A 22,505-nucleotide genomic window follows, 5' to 3' on the forward strand; every position below is an offset into this window, starting at 1 on the left:
TATCAACACCGGACCAAAGCTGAATAGTAAGCCTGCAAAGGCATCGATGTCAACTTACTCAATTAGAAATATGTTTTTCACGTACAAATCATCCAGGTTGCTGCTATTTGTTTCGGCCATTGCGCTGGTTGGAACATCCTGGGTCAACATGAGCGGAGTAACCTCCGAAACAACCAAAGCAGACAACCCTAAACTCGACAAGCTGAAGCTACTGCCCGGTTTTAAAGCGGAGCATTTGTATAGCCCCTCCGACAACAAGCAAGGTTCGTGGGTGGCTATGACCTTCGACGATAAAGGCCGGATGATCACCTCCGATCAATATGGGTTCCTCTACCGATTGGAAATCCCACCCGTTGGTTCAGGCAACCAGCAACCTAAAGTTGAGAAGCTGAAAGTGGGCATTGTTCAGCCCGGCGACACAACGGTAGGCATGGGTTATGCACAAGGCTTATTATATGCCTTCAATAGCCTCTACGTAATGGTGAATAACCGGGTGAACAAAAATTTTAACAAACCAACCGGATTATACCGCCTTCAGGATACCAACGGCGACGATCAATTTGAGACGATCACCTTGCTGAAAGAGCTGAAAGGGCAGGAGGGAGAACACGGCCCGCACAGTATGAAGCTTTCGCCCGATGGGAAGTCCATTTACCTCGTAGCCGGAAACCACGTCGATGTGCCGCAAATGGATGCCTATCGCTTGCCATCGAACTGGAAAGAAGATAACCTGTTCCCGCTGATAAAAGACCCGCGTGGTCACGCTAACGACCGTATGGCCCCTGGCGGCTGGGTGGCCAATATTGACCCCGAAGGAAAGCGGTGGGAACTAATAGGAGCCGGTTTCCGGAATACATTTGATATTGCCTTCAACGAAGCCGGCGATATGTTTGGCTACGACTCCGACATGGAATGGGACTTTGGTCTGCCCTGGTACCGCCCAACCCGGATTTGCCATATTACCAGCGGGTCTGAGTTTGGCTGGCGCACGGGTAATAGCAAGTGGTTGCCCGGTAACCCGGATAATTTGCCACCTCTCCTGAATATCGGACAGGGATCGCCAACAAACCTGATGTATGGTGATAAGGCACGTTTCCCGGAGCGCTATCGCCAGTCGTTATTTGCTTTTGACTGGAGCTTTGGTATTATCTACTCCATTCGCCTGAAGCCTAAAGGTTCAACCTACGAAGGGGAACGGGAAGAATTTATATCGGGCTCACCACTGCCATTGACCGATGGTATGTTTGGCCCCGATGGAGCTATGTATTTTCTGACGGGAGGTCGTCGGCTGGAGTCGGATTTATACCGGGTTACGTATACCGGCACGGAGTCGGTAACGCCGGTTGCCAAAGCACCTGTTCTTACCAAAGAACACCAGCTCAGAACGCAGTTGGAACAGTATCATAAGGGAGCGAATCCGGCAGCTATTGCGGCTGCCTGGCCTAACCTGAGCCACCCCGATCGATTTGTGCGTTACGCTGCCCGGATTGCCGTTGAGCATCAGCCCGTTGCCCAATGGCAGGAGCGTGTGTTTACCGAAACCGATCCGCAACGTTTAACGCAGGCGGCTATAGCCCTGGCCCGGCAGGGCGATGCTACGCAAAAGAGTAAATTGTACAATGCATTGGTTAAAATCAATTACAACCAATTGCCGGAGTCACAGCAATTTGATTTGAGCCGTGCTTTCGAACTGATTATGTTACGGATGGGTATGCCGGAAGGAGCCGACCGTGATAAAGTGATTGCCTACCTTAACCCGCACTATCCGGCCAAAACCGCCTTGATGAACCGTGGACTCAGTCGCGTGCTGATTTCCCTCGAAGCACCGGGCGTGGTTAATAAAACCCTGGCACTAATGGATGTGAAAGACGAGCCAGGTAGCAAAGATCTGGGTCTCGAAACGGCCACCGCTTCGTCTGATCTTATTCTTCGCAATCCACAGTATGGTCTTGATATTGCCAAGATGCTGGAAAAAGTACCGCCCTTACAGCAAACGTTTTATGCTGTCATGTTAAGTCGGGCCGATGCGGGCTGGACACCGGAACTGCGGAATAAATATTTCACCTGGTTTGGAAATGCATTCAAATATCAGGGTGGCCGCAGCTATGTAGGGTTTATTGACAGGGCTCGCAAACTGGCTTTGAATCACGTGCCGAAAGAGGAGTTTGAGAAATTCAACAAGCTGTCGGGTGCCGATCTGTTAACGGCAAATGGCAATGACTTTGTCACTGACTATGCGCCAAAAGGCCCAGGTCGGCGGTGGGATTTAGACAAGGCGGTAGCGGTTATTGATAGTGGATTGGCCGGGCGTAGCTTTGATACGGGCAAGAAAATATATTCTGCCATTCTATGCAGCCGCTGCCATTCAATGGGCGGGCAAGGTGGCGACATTGGACCTGACCTGACCCAGCTTGGTACCCGTTTCTCAAACAAGGATATTCTGGAGTCCATCATTCACCCGGACAAAGCCATTTCCGATCAGTATGTGTCCACCATTTTCACGCTGAAAAACGGGCAGTCTGTACTGGGGCGTCTGGTCAATGAAGACAAGACAAGCTACTCGATTTCACAAAATCCTTTCGCGCCCGACGAACTCCGGAAGGTGGCGAAGAAAGATGTGGTATCGAAGAAATACTCGACCGTTTCCATCATGCTACCGGGGCTTATTAACAGCCTGAACTCAAGTGAACTTAAAGATTTGGTTGCTTATCTGAAATCAGGTGGCAATCAGAACAACGAAGTGTACAAAGCAGCAGCCGTCGGAACAAAAGGTAAATAAACGTGTAGCGCGGGCGGTCGGCTGTTGGCGTAGAAGCCCGCGCTACACTTAAAAAAATAAACTCATATGCTTAAAAAAGTAGGGCTCAACTTTATCCAGCTTGGGTTGGTGCTTGCCGTTATGGCGATTGCCAGTATTAATGTGTCCTGTGTGGCGCAGAAAAAGAAAAATGGTTTTGTTAAAATATTTGATGGTAAATCGCTGAAAGGGTGGGAAGGTGATCCTACCTATTGGCGTGTAGAAAATGGAAATCTGGTTGGGGAGATCACCCCGTCAACCCTCCTCAAAACGAATAACTTTATCATCTGGCGCGGGGGCGAACCCGGCGATTTTGAGTTCACTGGCGAGTTCAACATTACCGAAGCAGGAAACTCCGGGATCAACTACCGTAGCGAACAATTGACCGATGTGCCCTTTGCCTTACGCGGTTACCAGGCCGATATTGACGGCAGAAATCGGTATACCGGCCAGAATTACGAAGAGCGGAAGCGGACAACGCTGGCCTATAGGGGCCAAAAAACCACCATACCGGCCTATACCGGTGCTGCTACGCCCGAAGCCGTTCGGGCAAATGTAAAAAACAATGCCTGGGGTGGATTGACCGTGACTGGTTCGTTGGGTAGTTCCGATTCGCTGAAGACATTCATTAAAAGCGAGGATTGGAATACCTTTCGGCTCGTTATAAAAGGCAATCGGCTGCAACATTATATCAATGACATTTTGATGAGTGATGTCACGGATGAAGATACCGTCAACGGCAAAGCAAAAGGTCTGCTGGGCGTTCAGGTACACGTTGGCCCGCCCATGAAAGTCCAGTATCGGAATTTGATGCTGAAGCAGTTGTAAAATTATTTAATGGATAATGTAAAATGGATAACGTGCCTTACGGAATATCCGCCATTTCATTATCCATTTTACATTATTCATTTACTTACTACCTTGGCTCAACAATCCTGGCTAGACAAAGTATCCAACCCGGCCCAAATCGGCGGAATTGAAACATCCATTCTCGACAACGGAACCGGCCGGGGAACCCGTATTGCGTGGATAAACACCGGCACTGGTTTACGCTATAAAGTCGTAATTGATCGGGCAATGGATATTGCCGACGCCTTTTTCAACCAACACAGCCTGGCCTGGCTCAGCCATACCGGCATTACGCCACCCCAGCCATTCTCCGATAAAGGAGCCGATTGGCTCCGCACGTTTGGTGGTGGTTTGCTTACAACCTGCGGTCTTTCGCACGTGGGTGGGCCCGAGCAGGATGCTTTCGGTGAGCGTGGCCTTCACGGACAAATAAGCAACAGCCCCGCCGAAATTGAATCCATTATCCAGCCCGACCCGCTTAGGGGTCAACTGGAGATGAGCATTACCGGCCGAATAAAGGAAACAAAAATCTTTGGCCCCAGCCTGGAGTTGCGCCGGACTATTTCCGGGACACTCGGACAGCCTTTTATTCGGATTCACGACGAAGTCATCAACCGAGCCAATACACCGGCTCCGCACATGTTGCTTTACCACTTTAATTTCGGTTGGCCATTAGTCGACGAAGGAACAGATATTATCTGGAAGGGAGACTGGCAGGCGAGGGAAGGAGGTATCAACTCGGATATTTTCCACGAAGGCAATGATTTCCGTAAGTGTCCGGCCCCGCTGGATTCTCATAGCGGCACTGGCGAAGCCGTAGCGTCCATTGATGCTGATCCCGACAGTTCCGGCCAGTGTACGGCTGGTTTGCATAACGCACAACTGGGTATGGCTGTAGCCTTACGATTCCGGAAGGATCAACTGCCCTGGCTCATCAACTGGCAACACTGGGGAAAAGGTGAGTATGTCACGGGTCTGGAACCCACAACGAATCCCCTTGTGGGTCAGGCAAAAGCCCGCGAAATGAACGAACTCCTATTCCTGGCACCGGGAGAAACCCGGTATTACGACCTTGAACTTGAAATTTTACATGAGAAAGCTACACTCAATGACTTTCTCACAAAACAGCAATAGCTGACAACCAATAAACCCTGTATGGAAACAACGTCAACACTCAGTGTCATTGAAAAAGCATTAGAACAAGGGAAAGGGGTTTTGCGGCTGACCCCAACCTGGGTACCTCGATCATTTTGCGTTCCGGGCCGTCGAATCAAATTGCACCCGGACGACTATTATGTACTGGGTGGTGAGCGGGGCGGTATCGATGAGCGTTGGTTCTCGTCAACCACACCCGCCAAAAATGGCCCGCTAACCGGCGAAAACGAAGGCTTAAGCCATGTCGTTTTCAACGATAACGGGCAGGAAGTTCAGTTTTTGCTGAAAGATGCCGTTAGTGAACTGAAAGGAGAACTCATTGGTGATCGTTTGTGGAATGAATACGGTGCCTGGCCGATGTATTCCAAGTTTTTCGACAATATGGGTCCGTTGCCGCATCACCTGCACCATAACGATGAGCAGGCAGCGTTGATTGGTCAATTGGGCAAACCCGAAGCCTATTATTTTCCCCCGCAGGTCAATAACCACGGTGGCGATTTCCCCTATACCTTCTTTGGTATCGCGCCGGGCACGTCCAAAGAACAGATAAAAGAGTGCCTTCAGAACTTTACCAAAGGCGATAACAAAATTACCAACTACTCGTCGGCCTACCGGCTGGAGCCGGGAACGGGTTGGGATGTGCCACCGGGACTGCTTCATGCCCCCGGCAGTATGTGTACTTATGAGCCGCAGAAAGCGTCGGACGTGTTCGCCATGTACCAGTCGCTGGTGAACGAAGCGATCATTCCGGAGGAGTTGTTGTGGAATGGTACGCCAAAAGACCGCATGGGCGATTATGACCAATTGATGGAAGCCATCGACTGGGATCTGAACGTCGATCCACAAATGATGGCCAATCGGTTTATGAAGCCCAAACCGGTTCGGCCCCTCGAAGAAATGGAAGGCTACGTTGAAACCTGGGTTTGCTACAAATCCGATGCCTTCAGTGCCAAGGAACTTACCGTATTGCCCGGCCAGACCGTAACCATCAAAGACAGCGCAGCCTATGGCCTGATCATGATGCAGGGTCATGGCAAACTGAACGATTGGGACATTGAAACACCAACAATGATCCGGTATGGACAACTGACGAATGATGAATTCTTTGTAAGCGAGAAAGCTGCGCTCGAAGGCGTGACCATCGTCAATGCATCGTCTACAGATCCTATTGTGATGCTGAAGCACTTCGGCCCGGCTAATCCTGATTTAGTAATTTAAAAATTATGACACAGAGGTTTTTTAAGCTTATTGTTTGAACCTCTGTAGTTTATATAGATTTATCTCTGTGTCATAACCTTTCATAAACCATATAACCAACCCCAATGAACGAAAATAACTATCCCAAACTCCACAACGCCATGTGGCCCGGTGTTGTTGGAAAAGGCCCCGACTCCGAACCCGTTATTGGCTTCGATACCATGCTGGAACTAACAGCTGCGGCTGAAGTCGATGGTGTGAAATTCGATGGCGTCGATCTGGCACTTTTCGAACACATCGATGTGAATATTTCGGATGACGAGATTAAAAAGCTGGCTGACAAAGTAGGAGCATATAATCTGAAAATTGGCTCTCTGGTCGCGCCCATATGGGGTGGCCCGGCAATGGGTAGTAAGGAAGATCGGGCCAACTTTGTGGAGATGGTGCGCAAATCCTGCCACATCGGTCAGAAACTAACCGAACTCGGTATTCGGCCAAGCGGAGTAGTTCGGATCGACTCGGCCAGCTCTCCGCATGACTGGGATGCCGACCCCGCCGGAAACTCTAAACTAATTGCCCAGACCTTCCGCGAAGCCTGCGATGTAGCCGCTGAATACGGTGAAAAACTGGCGGCTGAGGGTGAAATCTGCTGGGGCGGTATGCACAGCTGGAAAACCATGCTCGAAACGCTGGAAGCCGTCGATCGGCCAAACATGGGTTTCCAGGCAGATATGGCACACACGCTTCTGTACACGATGGGCTACAACCGCGAACAGGACCGTATCCTACCTCCCGACTTCGACTGGAGCGACCGGGCTGCCCTAGATGAAGCGCTTAAAACATTGACCAAAGCCTTACGTCCCTGGACGATCGACTTCCACGTTGCCCAAAACGACGGAACTGTATTCGGGTCAGGTTCGCATGACAAAACCGGTCGGCACTGCCAGGCGCTGGACCCCAATGGAAAGCTGGACGTCGTTCATGACGCGGGCTATTGGCTGCGCGATGAAAATGGAGTGCTCACCAAAGCATTTAAACACATTTGCTGGGATGGTTGCATGTTCCCCAATGCGGTCATGACCAATCAGCAAACCTGGAACGACATTCTGGCCACCATGATCAAGGTACGTAAAGAACACGGCTGGTACGAGTAGAGACGCAACACTTTGCGTCTCCTGAACCGGATGGTAATAGGCTGACGCAAATGATTGCTGACGCACAGGGGACGCAAAGTATTGCGTCTCTACATAAATAACCACCTAAAACATGACACCCAAGAAAGAGATACGAATTGGATTAATTGGTACCGGCTTAATGGGCCGTACCCACTCAAATGGATATAAACGCATTGGCGATTTCTTTCCCGAACTGGAATACCGTCCGGTGCTGAAGGTAGTTTGTTCGCGTAATGCTGAAAACGTACAGAAGTTTGCGGATCAGTGGGGTTATGAATCGGTAGAAACCGATTGGCGTGCCGTAATTGCCCGGGATGATGTCGACGCCATCGACATTTGTACGCCCAATGATTCACACGCTGAAATTGCCATTGCCGCTGCCGAAGCCGGTAAAATGATTCTGTGTGAAAAACCTCTCGCCCGAACCGTTGCCGAAGCTCAGAAAATGGTGGATGCTGTCGAAAAAGCTGGTGTACAGAATACCGTTTGGTACAACTACCGCCGAGTTCCGGCCGTCACGCTGGCCAAGCAGATCGTTGATTCGGGTAAGTTGGGCAAGATTTTCCATTATCGGGCTAACTTCCTGCAGGACTGGACCATCAGCGCCGACCTTCCGCAGGGTGGTACGGCGCTATGGCGGCTGGATTCGGATGCGGCCGGGTCTGGCGTAACGGGTGACTTGCTGGCTCACTGCATCGATACCGCTATGTGGATCAACGGAGCCATTACCGATGTATCGGCCGTAACGGAGACATTTATTAAAGAGCGCGTTCATCAATTGACCGGGCAAGTGCAAAAAGTGGGCATCGACGATGCCTGTATTTTCCATTGCCACTTCGAAAACGGCTCGCTGGGCCTATTTGAAGCGACTCGTTATGCCCGTGGTCATAAAGCGTTGTATACGCTGGAAATCAATGGTGAGCACGCATCTATCCGCTGGGACTTACACGATATGAACCGCCTGGAATACTTCGATCATGCGGATGATTCGATTGTTCGGGGCTGGCGTTCCATTCTGGTAACGGACAGCGATCAGCCGTATATGAAACGATGGTGGATTCCCGGAACGATTATCGGCTACGAACATACCTTTGTGCATCAGGCGGCTGATTTCTTCCTGAGTCTCGAAACGGGGGAGTCCTGTGCACCAACGTTTCAGGATGCGCTGGAGACACAGAAAGTATGCGAAGCCGTTATTGAATCGGCAACGTCGAGAAGCTGGAAAGAAACGGGGGCTAAAAACATTTAGTGTTTGTTGACCTCGAATAAAAAGTGGATGCCTCAGGTGTCCACTTTTTTGTGTCCGGCCAGTAATGAAGTTACTGTCTTTCTCCCAATTAACTTTTGCATCTCTCTGGAAAGTCAATATAAATGAAGGTGCATATATGAAAAAATTATCAATGATTTGGCAGCGGAGATGATTACCTGTGCTGAAAAGTCCCTAATTTGTAGCTTGTTCCATTGACAACCTGACTCGTTATCCCTATGATTCAAAAAATTCTTCTTTCGTTTATGCTTGTCCTGTCGCTGGGCGTTTTAGCGGTTCAGGCGCAGACAATTCCAACTCCCAAAGAACATTTTGGCTTTAACATTGGTGATGACTATCATCTGGCCACTTACACGCAAACCGAAGCCTATTTTAAAAAGCTGGCAGCATCGGATCGAACCAAACTGACAGACATCGGCCTGACGGAAGAAGGACGCCATCAGTTTATGATGATTGTTTCTTCGCCCGAAAACCTGAAGAAACTTGATACCTACAAGAGCATTTCGCAAAGGCTTGCCCGCGCCGAGGGTATTAGCGAAGAACAGGCTCGTGCGCTTTCTGCCGAAGGGAAAGCTATCGTCTGGATTGACGGCGGGTTGCACGCTACTGAGACGGTAGGTACGCACCAACTGATCGAAACGGCTTATCAACTGGTGAGTCGTAAAGATCCTGAAACGCTCAAAATTCTTGATAATGTCGTGATTCTGATGACCCACGCCAATCCGGACGGCCAGGAGATCGTATCGAACTGGTACATGCGCAACCCAACGCCCGAAAAGCGGACGCTGGACAATTTACCCCGCCTATATCAGAAATACGTGGGGCACGATAACAACCGCGATTTCTTCATCATGAACATGAAGGAATCCCAGAATATCGGTCGTCAGTTATTCGTGGAATGGATGCCGCAGATCATGTACAACCACCACCAGCGCGGCCCGGCTGGTTCGGTTTTGGCCGGACCTCCTTATCGTGATCCGTTCAACTACGTGTTCGATCCATTAATGATCACCGGTATCGATGCGTTGGGTGCGGCCATGATTAACCGGCTGAATGCTGAGAACAAGCCAGGTTTTACCCGTCTTGGCGGTTCTGTTTTCTCGACCTGGTACAATGGTGGCCTGCGTACAACCACGCACTTTCACAATATGATTGGCTTGCTAACCGAAATTATTGGTAACCCAACCCCCGAAGATGTTCCACTCGTACCTAGTCGCCTGATTCCGAATGGGAATACGCCGTTCCCGGTTACTCCGCAGAAATGGCACTTCAAGCAGTCGATTGATTATTCCGTATCGCTGAACTACGCGACGCTGAACTATGCTGCCCGCCATGCCGACGAGTTGCTGTATAACATCTACCGTATGGGCATGAACTCCATCGAGCGGGGCAGTAAAGATTACTGGACCTTGTCGCCCAAGCGGATTGATGCCATCACACAGGCTTATCAGGCCGATCAGAAGAAAGCTCCTGGTAGCGGTGCTGCCGCAACGGATCAATATGGTTTGTTACCCCGTGGCGCTTCCGGTATGCCTATTAAATACTACGATACAATCATGAAAGCTCCGGTGCTGCGTGACCCGCGTGGATTTATTATCACGGCCAACCAGCCTGATTTTCCAACGGCGGTGAAATTTGTGAATGCTCTGATTAAAACGGGCATTCAAATCCAGGTAGCTACGGCTGATTTTTCGGTGGCAGGCAAAAAGTATCCGGCGGGCTCCTACATCGTTAAGACCGATCAGGCGTTCCGGCCGCACGTAATTGATATGTTTGAACCACAGGATCACCCCAACGATTTTCAGTATCCGGGCGGTCCGCCGGTGCGTCCTTACGATGCGGCTGGCTGGACACTGGCTTTCCAGATGGGTGTTCAGTTTGACCGGGTGCTGAATGGCTTTGATGGACCATTCAAAAAACTACCCTATGGCGAACTTCAATCGCCCAAAGGTCATGTCGATGGTTCTGCCGTGGCAGGCTACGTGCTGGGAGCGCGGGCCAATAATTCGTTTATCGCTGTCAATGACCTGCTTAAATCGGGTGTTGAGGTCTACCGGCTACCAAATGGAACCGGTGATAAATCGGGTGTTGAAGCCGGGTCGTTCTTTGTGCCAGCCTCTGCCAAAGCGAAGTCGCTTCTGGATAAGTCAGTCAATGATCTGGGACTTGACGTAATGGGCCTGGCCAAAAAACCAACGGCGTCGATGATTAAGGTTGCGCCGATGCGTATTGCTTTGTGGGATACCTACGGTGGGTCAATGCCCTCTGGTTGGGTACGCTGGTTGATGGAACAGTATCACTTCCCGATGCAGTTGATTTATGCCCAGGACATCGATGCCGGTGATCTGAAGAAAAAATATGATGTGATTGTCTTCGTTACTCGCGCCATTCCTGCAATGGGAAATGCCGCAGGTGGTCGGGGCGAAGGCGAGTATGGCGGTGGCAGAGAGCCCAAAGCGGAAGAGCTGCCAAGTGAATACCGCCCCTGGTTAGGAAAAATCACCCCCGATAAGTCGATCCCGCAGCTAAAGAAGTTTATGGAAGCAGGCGGCAACGTGATCACTATTGGCTCCAGTACGAACCTGGCTTATCACCTTGGGTTACCCGTGAAAAATGCGCTGGTCGAGATGACCACCAGCGGACAGGAGCGACCCCTTGCGGCTGAGAAATACTATATTCCAGGCAGCATTCTGCAAATCGATCTGGATTCTACGCAGCAGGCTACGTGGGGTATGCCCTCAAAAACGGATGTTTATTTCGATGCCAGTCCGGTATTTAAAATAGCGCCCGATGCCATCGCTAAAGGCGAAGTAAAACCACTGGCCTGGTTCTCGACTGCAAAGCCTTTACGTAGCGGCTGGGCGTGGGGGCAATCGTATTTACAGGATGGCGTTGCCGCGTTTATGGCACCTGTCGGTTCTGGGAAACTGCTTGCCTTCGGGCCGGAAATTACCTTCCGCGCACAGGCGCAGGGAACGTTTAAGTTGCTCTTCAATCAGCTTTATGCAGTGAAGATGCCTTAAATATGTTTGAATTTGTGACATAAAAGGAAAGCCTGACCAAGTATCGGTCAGGCTTTCCTTTTGGGCGGCTGGTGTTAAAGCTTAATTTGAGTTATTAAGCTTGTTCAAAAGCATTTTATTGAACATTTGTTCTGTATTATATAATTCTTTTAGCTGAGCCGGGCTAATTACTTTCAGAAAACGACTCATGTATTCCTGATCAAGGTCGGCCAGTTTTTGTTTAGTAGCGTTAACTTCCCGCAGCCCGTCGACCAATTGGTTATCATTCACGTTACTGCGCGACGGTTCGTTGTTTAACTGCCGAATTCGCCGGTTTAATTCCTGCTTTTTAGCGTTGTATTCATTATAAACAGCCCAAAACTGGGGAGCCTGATCAGTAGTCAGGTTAAGGCGATTGGTAATTAATCCAATCTTTGCCGATTCAATTTTCTGGCGTCCGTTGAGATCGTTTTGCGCGTAGACAAGTTGAGTCGTTAGCGTCAGGGCAATCATCCAGCCAATCCATGCGTGTTTCATCGCGGTAAAGTTAACCATGCTAAATAAATCAGGAGCCAATAGTCGGATTGTCTGACAAATACTCGTCCTTAATATGCTGCTGAATGTCGGTGGGTAGTACGTTCAGATACTGAATCGCCGTGGTGTCGGTTCCGAGCGATGAGTGAAGTTGCTGGCTATCGGCCAGTTCATCTGCATTGATGCCCTGCTCATCAAGGTAAGCACTAATGACTTCATCACTCACGCCGGCCAGTGCTTCATTAGGTAAAGACTCCTGCCGCTGTGGTATTGTTTGCCAAACGAGCAGCGCAATCAGACTGGCACCCACCAGCGATGCTGTTGTGCGTTGCCAGGACCAGCTAATGCTGAAGGCTGGTTTAGCTTTATGTTGGACACGCGCCTGTACCCGAGCGGGCAGCGTATCGAAATAACCATCCGGTGCCGCAAACGGAAGTTGCCGCATCGGGTGTTCAGGTGGTAGTTCGTCGAGCCTAAAGTTTCTATCCTCGTTCATGGTAAGTGGTGTGTGTATTACACAATTCTTTCTCAGTTCAGGTATTGGACACTGCCCAACGGCGGTGGTTTAATCAACGGTATCCGTTTTCGTTATAAAATCCTCAATTTTTTTAACGGCCAGGTGGTACGATGCTTTTAGCGCTCCAACGGATGTTCCCGTGATTTCCGCAATCTCCTCGTACTTCATGTCATCAAAGTACTTCATGTTAAATACGAGCCGCTGTTTATCGGGAAGTTTTAGTAGGGCCTTCTGAAGCTTCATTTGGACCTCCTCACCGCTTGGCTCGCTGCCCGATGTAACATAGGCGGAGTTGCTTTCCAGTTTTTCCATCAACTCGCCCTCTACGTCACCAATGGGTAGGAAAAACCGTCGGCGTTTTTTGTTGAGGAAGTTAAGGCATTCGTTGGTCGCAATACGGTATACCCAGGTATATAACTGACTATCACCCCGAAACTGTTCCAGGCTGTTCCAGACTTTTATAAACGTTTCCTGCACCAAATCATCGGCATCGTCGTGGTCGATAACCATTTTGCGGATGTGCCAATAGATTTTCTGCTGATACTTGCGTACCAGCAGATTAAAGGCGTAGTTCCGGCTCGACGGGTCGCGGTATTTAACGAGGATCTCTTCGTCAGTCATTCGTTCTATGTAGAGACGCAATACCTTGCGTCTCTGCTGACCGGATGGTCTTTGCTGACGCGAAGAAGACGCAAGGTATTGCGTCTCTACTATTTTCTTGCTATTACTTTCTTCACCTGCTCAACAATTTTGTCGGCGGTGAGTCCATATTTTTGCATCAATTGGTCGGGTGTTGCGCTTTCGCCGAAGGTGTCGTGGACGCCAACGTACTCCAGTGGAGCGGGGTAGTAGCGGGCCAGAACCTGCGCTACACTGTCTCCTAATCCACCATTTATCATGTGCTCTTCGGCTGATACCGCACAACCCGTTTTCTTGACCGAAGCCAAAATAGCCTCTTCATCTAACGGTTTAATCGTGTGAATGTTGATAATGTCAGCTTCAATCCCTTCTTCGGCCAGGATTTCACCAGCTTTGATGGCTTCCCAAACGAGGTGACCCGTGCAGAAGATAGAGACATCTTTGCCTTCATTTACAGTCCAGGCTTTGCCAATTTCGAACTTTTGATCGGCTGGGGTAAAGACCGGAATCACTGGCCGCCCGAAGCGCAGATAAACCGGGCCAACGTATTCAGCAATGGCAAGGGTAGCCGCTTTAGTCTGGTTATAATCGCAGGGATTGATAACGGTCATGTTGGGAAGCATCTTCATCATGCCCAAATCCTCCAGAATCTGGTGTGTCGCTCCGTCTTCGCCCAGAGTCAAGCCTGCGTGGGATGCGCATATTTTAACGTTCTTGTTCGAATACGCCACAGACTGCCGGATCTGGTCATACACCCGACCGGTAGCGAAATTGGCGAAGGTAGTAGCGAAGGGGATGTGGCCACCAATGGTAAGGCCTGCCGATACACCAATCATGTTGGCTTCGGCAATACCGCACTGAACGAAGCGTTCGGGGTTTTCTTTAATGAACGTATCTAGTTTCAGTGAACCGGCCAGGTCGGCTGTTAGCGCAATAACGTTGGGGTTTGAGCGGCCCAACTCAGCAATACCCGCGCCGAATCCCGAACGCGTATCTTTTTTCTCTGTGTATTCGTATTTTTTCATGGTCTATGTAGAGACGCAATACTTTGCGTCTGTGTTAGTTCGCCGAAGCGAGAGTTTGCAATTTGGTTAAAAAATAACTGGCACTGGGGCAATTTGGGTGCTTGGCGGCATTTTCGATAGTGAAGCCATTGACTAGCATTGTTCTGGCAAATACCTTTTTATCACCTATTCCCCTGCCTGTATACTGTTTGCGCAGGGCAACTAATAGTTCAAATGGGTTAATAATTGTCTCTGGTAAATCACAGGTAAAACTTGTTTGAAATAAAGTTGACAGCGTATTAGAATCGGCTAGAAACCAGGCTTCCAATTCTTGAACAGCGATACAAACTTCTGTATCCTCAGCCTGATAAACTTCGTTTTTTACGGCCGAAAACGATTTGGCATTGTCCATATCACGTAAAATAACAACATAGACTGCACCTGAGTCACGCAATAATTGCACCTGCGTAATCATACGTTGGCTGCTGGATTTCAAATTGCCTTTGCCATCCATATCAATGACATCGCCTACTTGTTCAATTCCTTTCGACTGTAGATACGCTTTGAACTCAGTTGCTTTCAGAATAATCTTTTCACAGGCACCTTCCACAATAAACCCAACCTTTACCACGGTAAGCCACCTCCTAAAGCTCCGGTAAGCCAAGCTTCATCGGTTGGCATGTCGTACAGGTTTCGATCCTTAATTTGCCTGATTTGAGTGGCTCCTTCTCGCTTATTCACCAAAACGATTTCTTCGGTTGTCAGACAACGAACCAGTGATTCCGAATGCGTATTAAGCCAAATATAATGCCCCTTTTCTTCACACTGTTTACGGAAAAAGTCAACTAAGGTCATTAATACTTGGGGATGCAAACCGTTCTCAGGCTCCTCAATGCATAAGAATTGGGGCTCCTCACTTTGATAAACTGCGGTCAAAAGAGCGAGAATGTTGAACGTGCCATCGGAGATTAGCTCACGGGAAAAAGGACGGTCGTAAAATTGGTCATAGTACAACAAAGTATCTTCACCCGTTAATTTATTCCTTACAATTTCTACTTTGTCAAAGCTTGGAATAAATAAGCTAAGCCATTCATTGAATTCACTGGTTATAGCCGAATCGTTTAACAGTCTACCCAGTACCTTTTCAAGATTTAAGGCCGACAGTGAAAGGCGGGCATCACTGGTGCCGTTTATTTTTTGGTACTGATTCTTCCCGACGAATAGTCTGGAGAATTTTTTAAAGAATAAATTAAAATCTGCAAGCGCTAAAGGATTATCAGACGAAAAAGAATGATAGTTATGTGAGGAAGAATCTGCGTGCTTTTCTCCAACAAGTTGGCCATCATTATAAATTTTAGCACCGAAACCTTGTCCTCCTACATCCGGATTGCGGTTTGTTTCTGCATTGAAAAACCTTTTGTAGCTGCTATCAAATGTTTCGAACTTGCATTCGAAGGAAAAATACAACCTATCAGTGGTAGCTTTTCTATTAATGAAATTATCTATTCCCCCGAATATGTCATTAAGCAGTAAACCATCATCTACTGTTCTGGAATAATTTATAAACTCCAAAGCCTCGAAAATATTCGATTTGCCCGACCCGTTAGGGCCAACAAAGACCGTGAACGGATTCGGCTCAATGAGCTCGATCTGTTCAATGGACTTGAAATTTTCGATGATCAGGCGTTTGATTTTCATAGCGAGGGCGAAAACAGGCTCCGGCTGTTTATTTTAGTAAAACAGCCGGAGCCTGTTTTCGCCTTTTAATAATCCGTTACACCAATTGACAGCGGTAGTCCGTTCAGGGCTTGGGTTAATTGTTCTGAATTGGGGGCGGTGCCGTGCCATTTGTAGTTACCTACCATGTACTCTACGCCAAAGCCCATTTCGGTGTGCATCAGGATCATGGTTGGGACTTCAGGATTTTCCTGTGCTTTTTTCAGCGTCCGGATAACATCTTCGATATCGTTGCCTTCCATCTCGTCGACAAACCAGCCGAAAGCACGGTATTTGGCGGCCAGATCGCGGTTGCTGTTCACATTGTCGGTAGTACCGTCAATTTGAGCATGGTTAAGGTCGATGATGGCCGTCAGGTTGCCCAGTTTTTTGTTGGGTGCAAACTGAGCCGCTTCCCAAATTTGGCCTTCCTGCTGCTCGCCATCGCCCATCAGAACATAAACTTGGCTTTTGTCGCCGTTGAGCTTCTTGGAATAAGCGGCCCCACTGGCTACCGATAAACCTTGTCCTAACGAACCTGAGGCAATACGAATGCCGGGTAGATGCTCAGCTGTGGTAGGGTGACCCTGCAACCGGCTGTCGAGCTTACGGAACGTAGCCAGTTCGCTAACCGGGAAATAACCCGCCCGCGCCAGAACTGAGTAAAAAACCGGCGAAATGTGACCGTTAGAAAGGAAGAAAAGATCTTCATCCCGACCATCCATATCGAAAACAGGGGTACCATCGGCATCACGCTTCAGGTTCATTACATCAAAATATAAGGCAACCAAAAAATCAGTGCAGCCTAATGAGCCGCCGGGGTGGCCAGAGTTTACAGCCGCAACCATGCGGAGGATGTCGCGTCGGACGGCTACCGCCGTGCTTTTGAGTTGTTCGATTTCCATGGAATAATGCGGGTGGGTTCCCGCTTTTTTAATCAACAATGACGGACTTTTGTCCGCGTTACTTTAAAATTTGATCTGCGTGGTTTTTGGTATCTATCTTATGAAGAATATTCGTGATAATACCCTTCTCGTCAATTAAAAATGTCGTTCGGACTATTCCCATGTAGGTTCGGCCGTACATAGATTTTTCTTTCCAAACGTCGTAGGCTTCAGCCACTTTCGTGTCTGTATCGGCAATGAGCGTAAAAGGCAACTCGAATTTATTGATAAATTTCTGATGCGATTTCTGGTCATCAACACTTACCCCCAGTATCTCGTAGCCAGCAGCCCGTAAATCGGCATAGTTGTCGCGGAGGCTACATGCCTGAGCCGTACAGCCCGGTGTATTGTCTTTCGGATAAAAGTACAGAATTACCTTCTTACCCCGATAATCAGAGAGGTTCACGGGCTGTCCGTTCTGATCTGTACTCGTAAAATCGGGGGCAGGGTCGCCAATGGTTAAGCTCATGGTGGTTTTCGATTGCAAATCTATAAGGTTTTAGAAGCCGCTTTGGTGACCTGGCTTACAGGTTTAGAGTTTATCGTTTCTTACGCCCTTTTTTCGGAATCGCTTTTTTGCGAACTACGGGCCGAGGAACCTCAATCGTTGTGCTATCGGAGCCAATGTTGCCGGAGCGATCTTTAACCTGTACCAATACTTCGGCACCGTCCTCAAACGGTTCATTAGGGTCCAGCTTGTCCGACCATAGCAGCGCGCGTTTGTAATCGTACTGCATCAACACCCATTCTCCATTAACCAACGCTCTAAACTCCGCAACACCCGACAGGTCATCTCTGATTTTGGCCGTAATGCCCTTCGGTGTTGCCGACAGAATCTCGACCGTTGGAGGAGTCGCATCGGTCATCAGCTGAAACCGCCCCAGTGTACGAGTTTTAAATTCAATCTTCCCTTTTGTCCAGTTCCCGCCCAGGAAGCTTTCCCGGCCACCACTCACCCAGTAGGCTTTAGTACGCATGGTGTCGATGGCAATCGGGTAATTGGGTGTATACTGAACCGTCAGGTACTCATTAAGTGGAATAGTCGACTGGTTGATTTCGATACCCCCCCACGGCAATTGACGTATGGCCAAGTGTAAGGTATCGAATAACGTGGCTGGCTTAAATTCAAGTCGGGTGTTCCCATCTGTAACCACCTCCGAACGGCCGGGTATAACGCGTTTTTTGAAGTTTGTTCGAATTACACCCCTGCCAAACTGAACGGAATCAGGTAGATTGTAGCGCAAATCTATAAGATAAACGGCTTGGTTGTTACGCACGTAACTAACTGGTTGCTCCGTTACAGTACGACCCGTAATAAGTTTAGCTATCGGCGCATTGCTGAGGGGAGTATTCTTAACCGTTATTTTAAGTACGTTTTCATCGGTTGTAACGGTAGCGGCCGTTTCTTCATCCGTTGATTCTGACGAGTAGCTCGCCGGTTGAAGAGCAATAGAGTCCAGTCGGGTAGGGGTTGACGCTACTTCGGGTAACAGGGTAAACGTTAGTTTTGCCGAGTGGTCGTAGGCGTCGTAAAGAATCAGGGTTACTTCATGAGGCTGCCCATCCAGTAAAGGCAATCGCCCACGGTAAGCTGCGTTGCTTTGCAGTTTGTATAGATTCAGACTGTTGCCATCCGCAACATACGCCCGGTGATACCGTTGCCCGGTCGTTTGTTCTACCTCGTAGTTTTCATGTATATTCATGAACCTTGTTTGCTCATTCGGGAAACTGTTCATGTTATACGCAAATACCTCCCGCCCATCGAGCCGAATTTCCAGGCAGCTGATGCCATTCCGATACGGTGAACCACTGGTTTTATCGTAGGCCAGAACTTCCATGCCAATCAATCCGGAGGCTGTTATCGGCTTGGTAATGGTGTAGGAGCCATCAGACAGGCGGGTAGGGGCATAACTAACTCGTTGATATTCGCCGTTTATACGAGAGCTAGCCGTCATGGTTTTCAGCGCTACCCGTTCAAAATACGGTGGTACGTTGTCCTGAATCTCAGAAAAATCGTAAAGAAGCGGATTGATGAGATTGTCTTTGGCGTCGCGAATCTCAAAGTGGAGGTGCGGCCCGCCCGAACCTCCTGTATTACCCGATGCGGCAATGACATCTCCTTTTTTAACCGGAAACTGGCTCGGTTGAAACCGAAGGTCGATCTCAAAAGTTTTTTTCTGGTATTGCTGTTCCCGAAGGTACGTGCCCAACGTATCTTTCAGGGTTTTTAGATGCCCGTAAACAGTGGTTAAGCCGTTGGGGTGTTTGATAAAAACAACGTTTCCATAACCACCCGTAAAAACGGCGATGCGGGATACGTACCCGTCTGCTGCTGCATGGACATCCAGGCCCTCCCGCCCGCCGGTACGTATATCCAGACCGGCATGAAAGTGGTTAGGCCGCAAATCGCCCATACCACCCGACAGCGAATTAGCTCCACCTGGCTGAATAGGGAAAAGAAAATAACCAGCCTCAATCGTACCGGGTTGGATGTAGCCTGTCTGATTTACTGGCGTTGGTTTTGGGCTTGTCTGTCCAAGAGTTATACCGGAACACAACAAGCTGGCTAGGGCCAACGGATAGATTAGTAATTTTCTCAAAAGCTAGGTAATTGAAAACGTAAGCGTTATTGGGTCTACACCTAAGGCGACCTCTTTATAACACTCATTTTACGTCAAATGTCAGCATTGGCTTGTCTTCGATGAAGGCGGTCAATTGGTCGCCAACGTTTACGGGGCCAACGCCTTTGGGGGTTCCCGTAAATAATATATCGCCCTGTTGTAACAGGAAGTACCGGGATACAAAGGAGATCAGGTAATCGATGTTGAACAGCATCAGGCTGGTATTGCCCTGCTGCCGGGTCTCTCCGTTGACATCCAGACGAAAATTTAGGTTCTGTAAATCCGGGAAGTCAGATTTGGGGATAAAGCCTGAAATGGGAGCGGAGCCGTTAAAACCCTTTGCCAGTTCCCAGGGCAGGCCTTTCGCTTTCAGCTTACTCTGTAGGTCACGAGCGGTAAAGTCCACCCCAATACCAATTTCATCGTAATATTTATGGGCGAACTTCTGATCGATGTTCTTACCTACCCGATTGATTTTTACCAGAATTTCAACTTCGTAATGAACATCGCTGGAAAAGTCCGGATAAAAGAAGGGCTCGTGTTTTAAGGGAATAGCCGTTTCGGGCTTCATGAAAATGACGGGATCTTCGGGCTGTTCGTTGTTGAGTTCCTTGATGTGTTCAGCGTAATTACGGCCAACGCAAATAATTTTCATAGAAGTAGGGCGGGCGGCAACCCGAATTTGTGATCAACTTATGACTATCCAGGGTACAGACAGTCTATGGTATAGCGGTGGATTGATATACCTCTATTAAACTTATACAAATGCTACAAATCTAAGGACTAAAGAGAGCGTAATCGCACGGGTGCTGAAAATTTTGAACATTTCTGGTACTTTGATCGTCATATTACGTCAGAATACCCTACCAATTAAAAACACACACAGATGAAGAAAGTAGTAATTGCCCTGTTATCAATCGCGCTGGTCGCTGGCTGTCAGAAAGTACCGATAACAGGCCGGAGCCAGTTGAAATTAGTGCCAAATGATCAGTTGCTGCCACTTAGTTTTACAAACTACAAGGGCGTTTTAGATACTAGTCGGGTTGTTCAGGGGACAAACGATGCAGAGATGATCAAGCGGGTTGGCAATCGGTTGCGCCAGGCTATGGAGCAATATTTAAACGCCAACAATTACGGAAATCGACTGCAAGGGTTCCAGTGGGAGTTCAACCTCATTCAAAGTCCACAGGTCAACGCCTGGTGTATGCCCGGGGGCAAGGTCGCTTTTTATACAGGTATCCTTCCCTATACGCAAAACGAAGCCGGTGCTGCCGCTGTTATGGGGCATGAGATTTCGCACGCTATTGCCGAGCATGGTAACGAACGCATGAGTGAAGGGTTGCTGGCTAGTGGACTAATTCAGGGAGGTCAACTTGTAACCGGTACTGCTGCTCAGGGTAGCAGCAATCAGATTAATTCTATTTTGCTTCAGGCCGTTGGCGCAGCCCTGCCTGCAGGCTATCAGGTCTTGCGCGAACTACCACATAGCCGTAAGCAAGAGTCAGAAGCTGACCAATTAGGTCTGATATTTATGGCTATGGCCGGTTATAACCCTCAGGAGGCCATCAATTTCTGGGGGCGTATGGCAAAAGCAGGTGGCGGTAATAAACCACCCGAGTTTCTCTCAACGCACCCCTCCGATGAGCGTCGTATTGCCGATCTACAGAAATTGTTGCCCGAGGCTATGAAGTACTATAAGAAGGGCTAATTGCCCAGACATAAAAAAAGCCGAAACGTGAGTTTCGGCTTTTTTTATGTCTGGGCAATTAGCCGGCTTGGCCTTCAAGATGACAGGAATAGGCCAAGCTGGAGCTTGGCCCAGACATTAATTACAACGCAGCTATTACCTGACGTACTTTCTCAGCCGCTTCTTTCAGCAACACAGCCGACTGTACTTTCAGACCTGATTCATCAATGATTCTGGCACCTTCTTCTGCGTTTGTACCTTGCAGACGAACGATGATCGGGACCGGAATATCACCAATGGCTTTGTAGGCTTCTACAACACCCGTAGCTACGCGGTCGCAACGAACAATACCGCCAAAGATATTGATCAGGATGGCCTTCACATTGGGGTCTTTCAGAATGATCCGGAAACCGGCTTCAACCGTTTTAGCATTTGCTCCACCCCCAACGTCGAGGAAGTTGGCGGGTTCACCACCCGACAGTTTGATGATATCCATCGTAGCCATGGCCAGACCGGCACCGTTTACCATGCAACCCACGTTACCGTCGAGTTTTACATAGTTCAGGTCGTTTGCTGAGGCTTCGACTTCGAGAGGGTCTTCTTCGGCCAGATCGCGCATGGCTTTCAGGTCGAGGTGACGGTAAAGGGCGTTATCGTCAAGGTTCACTTTTGCGTCAACGGCCAGAATTTTGTTGTCTGACGTTTTCAGCACGGGGTTAATCTCAAACATCGACGCATCTGTATCGACATACGCTTTATAAAGAGCGGTGACAAATTTTACCATCTCTTTAAACGCTTCGCCTTCCAGACCAAGTCCAAACGCTACTTTACGTGCCTGGAAAGGTTGTAGACCAACGGCCGGATCAATCCACTCTTTGACAATTTTCTCGGGTGAATGTTCGGCTACTTCTTCGATGTCCATACCACCTTCGGTGCTGGCCATAATGACGTTGCAGGCTTTTGTACGGTCGAGGAGGATACCGATATACATTTCCTTCGGCTCCGAAGGACCTGGATAATAGACATCCTCGGCGATCAGAACTTTATTGACCCGCTTGCCTTCCGGACCCGTCTGGTGGGTAACCAGTATGTTGCCAATGAGGTTTTTCGTTATGTCGCGAACGGCATCGACCGATTTGGCTAACGCCACGCCACGCTGTTCTGAACCAACGATTTGGCCTTTTCCGCGCCCACCAGCGTGAATTTGAGATTTGACCACAACAAACTTCTGACCAGACTGGGCAATCAGGAGTTTAGCGGCTTCAACGGCTTTCTCGGGCGACTCAGCAACGATACCCTCTTGAATGCGGACACCGTACTTTTTGAGAATTTCTTTGCCCTGATACTCGTGTATATTCATGACAACTGCAACAAGGAGGATTGGAAATCGTATTTTTGTGC

19 protein-coding genes are annotated in these 22,505 nt (G+C 48.8%); 8 read left to right on the forward strand and 11 right to left on the reverse strand.

Going from position 1 to position 22,505, the window contains the following annotated elements; all coding sequences use genetic code 11:
• Nucleotides 1-70: 70 nt before the first annotated feature.
• The 7 genes from CRO74_RS02825 to CRO74_RS02855 all read left to right on the forward strand — a co-directional run bounded on the left by CRO74_RS02825 (nt 71) and on the right by CRO74_RS02855 (nt 11,463).
• Nucleotides 71-2,779 carry a c-type cytochrome gene (locus tag CRO74_RS02825; RefSeq protein ID WP_097124470.1) on the forward strand — a complete coding sequence of 903 codons (2,709 nt, stop codon included), beginning with the start codon at nt 71-73 and terminating at the stop codon, nt 2,777-2,779.
• A gap of 120 nt (nt 2,780-2,899) precedes the next feature.
• Entirely contained in the window at nt 2,900-3,625 is a 726-nt protein-coding gene (locus CRO74_RS02830; protein ID WP_394341884.1) for a 3-keto-disaccharide hydrolase, read from the forward strand.
• Between the two features lie 93 nt (nt 3,626-3,718).
• Nucleotides 3,719-4,780: an aldose 1-epimerase family protein gene (locus CRO74_RS02835; protein ID WP_097125993.1), complete on the forward strand. Its 1,062-nt coding sequence runs from the start codon at nt 3,719-3,721 to the stop codon at nt 4,778-4,780.
• Nucleotides 4,781-4,801: 21 nt separating this feature from the next.
• Entirely contained in the window at nt 4,802-6,019 is a 1,218-nt protein-coding gene (locus tag CRO74_RS02840; RefSeq protein WP_097124472.1) for a class I mannose-6-phosphate isomerase, read from the forward strand.
• A 104-nt stretch (nt 6,020-6,123) separates the two neighbouring features.
• Nucleotides 6,124-7,152, forward strand: coding sequence for a sugar phosphate isomerase/epimerase family protein (locus tag CRO74_RS02845; RefSeq protein ID WP_097124473.1), 1,029 nt, complete (start codon nt 6,124-6,126; stop codon nt 7,150-7,152).
• Between the two features lie 112 nt (nt 7,153-7,264).
• Nucleotides 7,265-8,422 carry a Gfo/Idh/MocA family protein gene (locus tag CRO74_RS02850; protein ID WP_097124474.1) on the forward strand — a complete coding sequence of 386 codons (1,158 nt, stop codon included), beginning with the start codon at nt 7,265-7,267 and terminating at the stop codon, nt 8,420-8,422.
• A gap of 236 nt (nt 8,423-8,658) precedes the next feature.
• Nucleotides 8,659-11,463 carry a M14 family metallopeptidase gene (locus CRO74_RS02855; protein ID WP_097124475.1) on the forward strand — a complete coding sequence of 935 codons (2,805 nt, stop codon included), beginning with the start codon at nt 8,659-8,661 and terminating at the stop codon, nt 11,461-11,463.
• Between the two features lie 81 nt (nt 11,464-11,544).
• Here CRO74_RS02855 and CRO74_RS02860 read toward each other — a convergent pair whose 3' ends face one another.
• The 10 genes from CRO74_RS02860 to CRO74_RS02905 all read right to left on the reverse strand — a co-directional run bounded on the left by CRO74_RS02860 (nt 11,545) and on the right by CRO74_RS02905 (nt 20,072).
• Nucleotides 11,545-11,997 (reverse strand): hypothetical protein, encoded by a 453-nt coding sequence (locus CRO74_RS02860; protein ID WP_097124476.1) that lies wholly within the window; start codon nt 11,995-11,997, stop codon nt 11,545-11,547.
• 10 nt (nt 11,998-12,007) lie between these two features.
• Nucleotides 12,008-12,472 carry a hypothetical protein gene (locus tag CRO74_RS02865; protein ID WP_097124477.1) on the reverse strand — a complete coding sequence of 155 codons (465 nt, stop codon included), beginning with the start codon at nt 12,470-12,472 and terminating at the stop codon, nt 12,008-12,010.
• A gap of 69 nt (nt 12,473-12,541) precedes the next feature.
• Nucleotides 12,542-13,114 carry an RNA polymerase sigma factor gene (locus tag CRO74_RS02870; protein ID WP_097124478.1) on the reverse strand — a complete coding sequence of 191 codons (573 nt, stop codon included), beginning with the start codon at nt 13,112-13,114 and terminating at the stop codon, nt 12,542-12,544.
• 89 nt (nt 13,115-13,203) lie between these two features.
• The gene (locus CRO74_RS02875; RefSeq protein WP_097124479.1) at nt 13,204-14,157 is read right to left on the reverse strand and encodes a transketolase family protein; all 954 of its coding nucleotides are present in this window, start codon (nt 14,155-14,157) and stop codon (nt 13,204-13,206) included.
• 34 nt (nt 14,158-14,191) lie between these two features.
• Nucleotides 14,192-14,767 carry a DUF4276 family protein gene (locus CRO74_RS02880; RefSeq protein ID WP_097124480.1) on the reverse strand — a complete coding sequence of 192 codons (576 nt, stop codon included), beginning with the start codon at nt 14,765-14,767 and terminating at the stop codon, nt 14,192-14,194.
• A complete protein-coding gene (locus CRO74_RS02885) occupies nt 14,761-15,834 on the reverse strand; it encodes an AAA family ATPase (protein ID WP_097124481.1) in 1,074 nt (357 codons plus the stop codon). Before CRO74_RS02885 ends, CRO74_RS02880 begins: the two co-directional genes overlap by 7 nt.
• Before the next feature lie 65 nt (nt 15,835-15,899).
• Nucleotides 15,900-16,757, reverse strand: a complete 858-nt coding sequence (locus CRO74_RS02890; RefSeq protein ID WP_097124482.1) for a transketolase — start codon at nt 16,755-16,757, stop codon at nt 15,900-15,902.
• A 58-nt stretch (nt 16,758-16,815) separates the two neighbouring features.
• Nucleotides 16,816-17,265, reverse strand: coding sequence for a thioredoxin-dependent thiol peroxidase (gene bcp, locus CRO74_RS02895; protein ID WP_097124483.1), 450 nt, complete (start codon nt 17,263-17,265; stop codon nt 16,816-16,818).
• Between the two features lie 70 nt (nt 17,266-17,335).
• The gene (locus CRO74_RS02900; protein ID WP_097124484.1) at nt 17,336-19,396 is read right to left on the reverse strand and encodes a M23 family metallopeptidase; all 2,061 of its coding nucleotides are present in this window, start codon (nt 19,394-19,396) and stop codon (nt 17,336-17,338) included.
• 64 nt (nt 19,397-19,460) lie between these two features.
• Nucleotides 19,461-20,072 (reverse strand): fumarylacetoacetate hydrolase family protein, encoded by a 612-nt coding sequence (locus CRO74_RS02905; protein ID WP_097124485.1) that lies wholly within the window; start codon nt 20,070-20,072, stop codon nt 19,461-19,463.
• A gap of 231 nt (nt 20,073-20,303) precedes the next feature.
• On the opposite strand from CRO74_RS02905, the gene CRO74_RS02910 reads away from it, so the two are divergent.
• Complete coding sequence (locus CRO74_RS02910; protein ID WP_097124486.1) at nt 20,304-21,125, forward strand: M48 family metallopeptidase; 822 nt, start codon at nt 20,304-20,306, stop codon at nt 21,123-21,125.
• Between the two features lie 121 nt (nt 21,126-21,246).
• On the opposite strand, the gene sucC is transcribed toward CRO74_RS02910, so the two are convergent.
• Nucleotides 21,247-22,464 (reverse strand): ADP-forming succinate--CoA ligase subunit beta, encoded by a 1,218-nt coding sequence (sucC, locus tag CRO74_RS02915; protein ID WP_097124487.1) that lies wholly within the window; start codon nt 22,462-22,464, stop codon nt 21,247-21,249.
• Nucleotides 22,465-22,505: the final 41 nt, after the last annotated feature.

Source organism: Spirosoma fluviale, assembly GCF_900230225.1.
Lineage (GTDB): Bacteria > Bacteroidota > Bacteroidia > Cytophagales > Spirosomataceae > Spirosoma > Spirosoma fluviale.

What these genes read in the sequence shown, in the direction of transcription:
- CRO74_RS02825 (WP_097124470.1), top strand. Translation starts at nt 71, where the DNA reads ATGTTTTTCACGTACAAATCATCCAGGTTGCTGCTATTTGTTTCGGCC.
- CRO74_RS02830 (WP_394341884.1), top strand. Translation starts at nt 2,900, where the DNA reads ATGGCGATTGCCAGTATTAATGTGTCCTGTGTGGCGCAGAAAAAGAAA.
- CRO74_RS02840 (WP_097124472.1), top strand. Translation starts at nt 4,802, where the DNA reads ATGGAAACAACGTCAACACTCAGTGTCATTGAAAAAGCATTAGAACAA.
- CRO74_RS02845 (WP_097124473.1), top strand. Translation starts at nt 6,124, where the DNA reads ATGAACGAAAATAACTATCCCAAACTCCACAACGCCATGTGGCCCGGT.
- CRO74_RS02850 (WP_097124474.1), top strand. Translation starts at nt 7,265, where the DNA reads ATGACACCCAAGAAAGAGATACGAATTGGATTAATTGGTACCGGCTTA.
- CRO74_RS02855 (WP_097124475.1), top strand. Translation starts at nt 8,659, where the DNA reads ATGATTCAAAAAATTCTTCTTTCGTTTATGCTTGTCCTGTCGCTGGGC.
- CRO74_RS02860 (WP_097124476.1), bottom strand. Translation starts at nt 11,997, where the DNA reads ATGGTTAACTTTACCGCGATGAAACACGCATGGATTGGCTGGATGATT.
- CRO74_RS02865 (WP_097124477.1), bottom strand. Translation starts at nt 12,472, where the DNA reads ATGAACGAGGATAGAAACTTTAGGCTCGACGAACTACCACCTGAACAC.
- CRO74_RS02870 (WP_097124478.1), bottom strand. Translation starts at nt 13,114, where the DNA reads ATGACTGACGAAGAGATCCTCGTTAAATACCGCGACCCGTCGAGCCGG.
- CRO74_RS02875 (WP_097124479.1), bottom strand. Translation starts at nt 14,157, where the DNA reads ATGAAAAAATACGAATACACAGAGAAAAAAGATACGCGTTCGGGATTC.
- CRO74_RS02885 (WP_097124481.1), bottom strand. Translation starts at nt 15,834, where the DNA reads ATGAAAATCAAACGCCTGATCATCGAAAATTTCAAGTCCATTGAACAG.
- CRO74_RS02890 (WP_097124482.1), bottom strand. Translation starts at nt 16,757, where the DNA reads ATGGAAATCGAACAACTCAAAAGCACGGCGGTAGCCGTCCGACGCGAC.
- bcp (WP_097124483.1), bottom strand. Translation starts at nt 17,265, where the DNA reads ATGAGCTTAACCATTGGCGACCCTGCCCCCGATTTTACGAGTACAGAT.
- CRO74_RS02905 (WP_097124485.1), bottom strand. Translation starts at nt 20,072, where the DNA reads ATGAAAATTATTTGCGTTGGCCGTAATTACGCTGAACACATCAAGGAA.
- CRO74_RS02910 (WP_097124486.1), top strand. Translation starts at nt 20,304, where the DNA reads ATGAAGAAAGTAGTAATTGCCCTGTTATCAATCGCGCTGGTCGCTGGC.
- sucC (WP_097124487.1), bottom strand. Translation starts at nt 22,464, where the DNA reads ATGAATATACACGAGTATCAGGGCAAAGAAATTCTCAAAAAGTACGGT.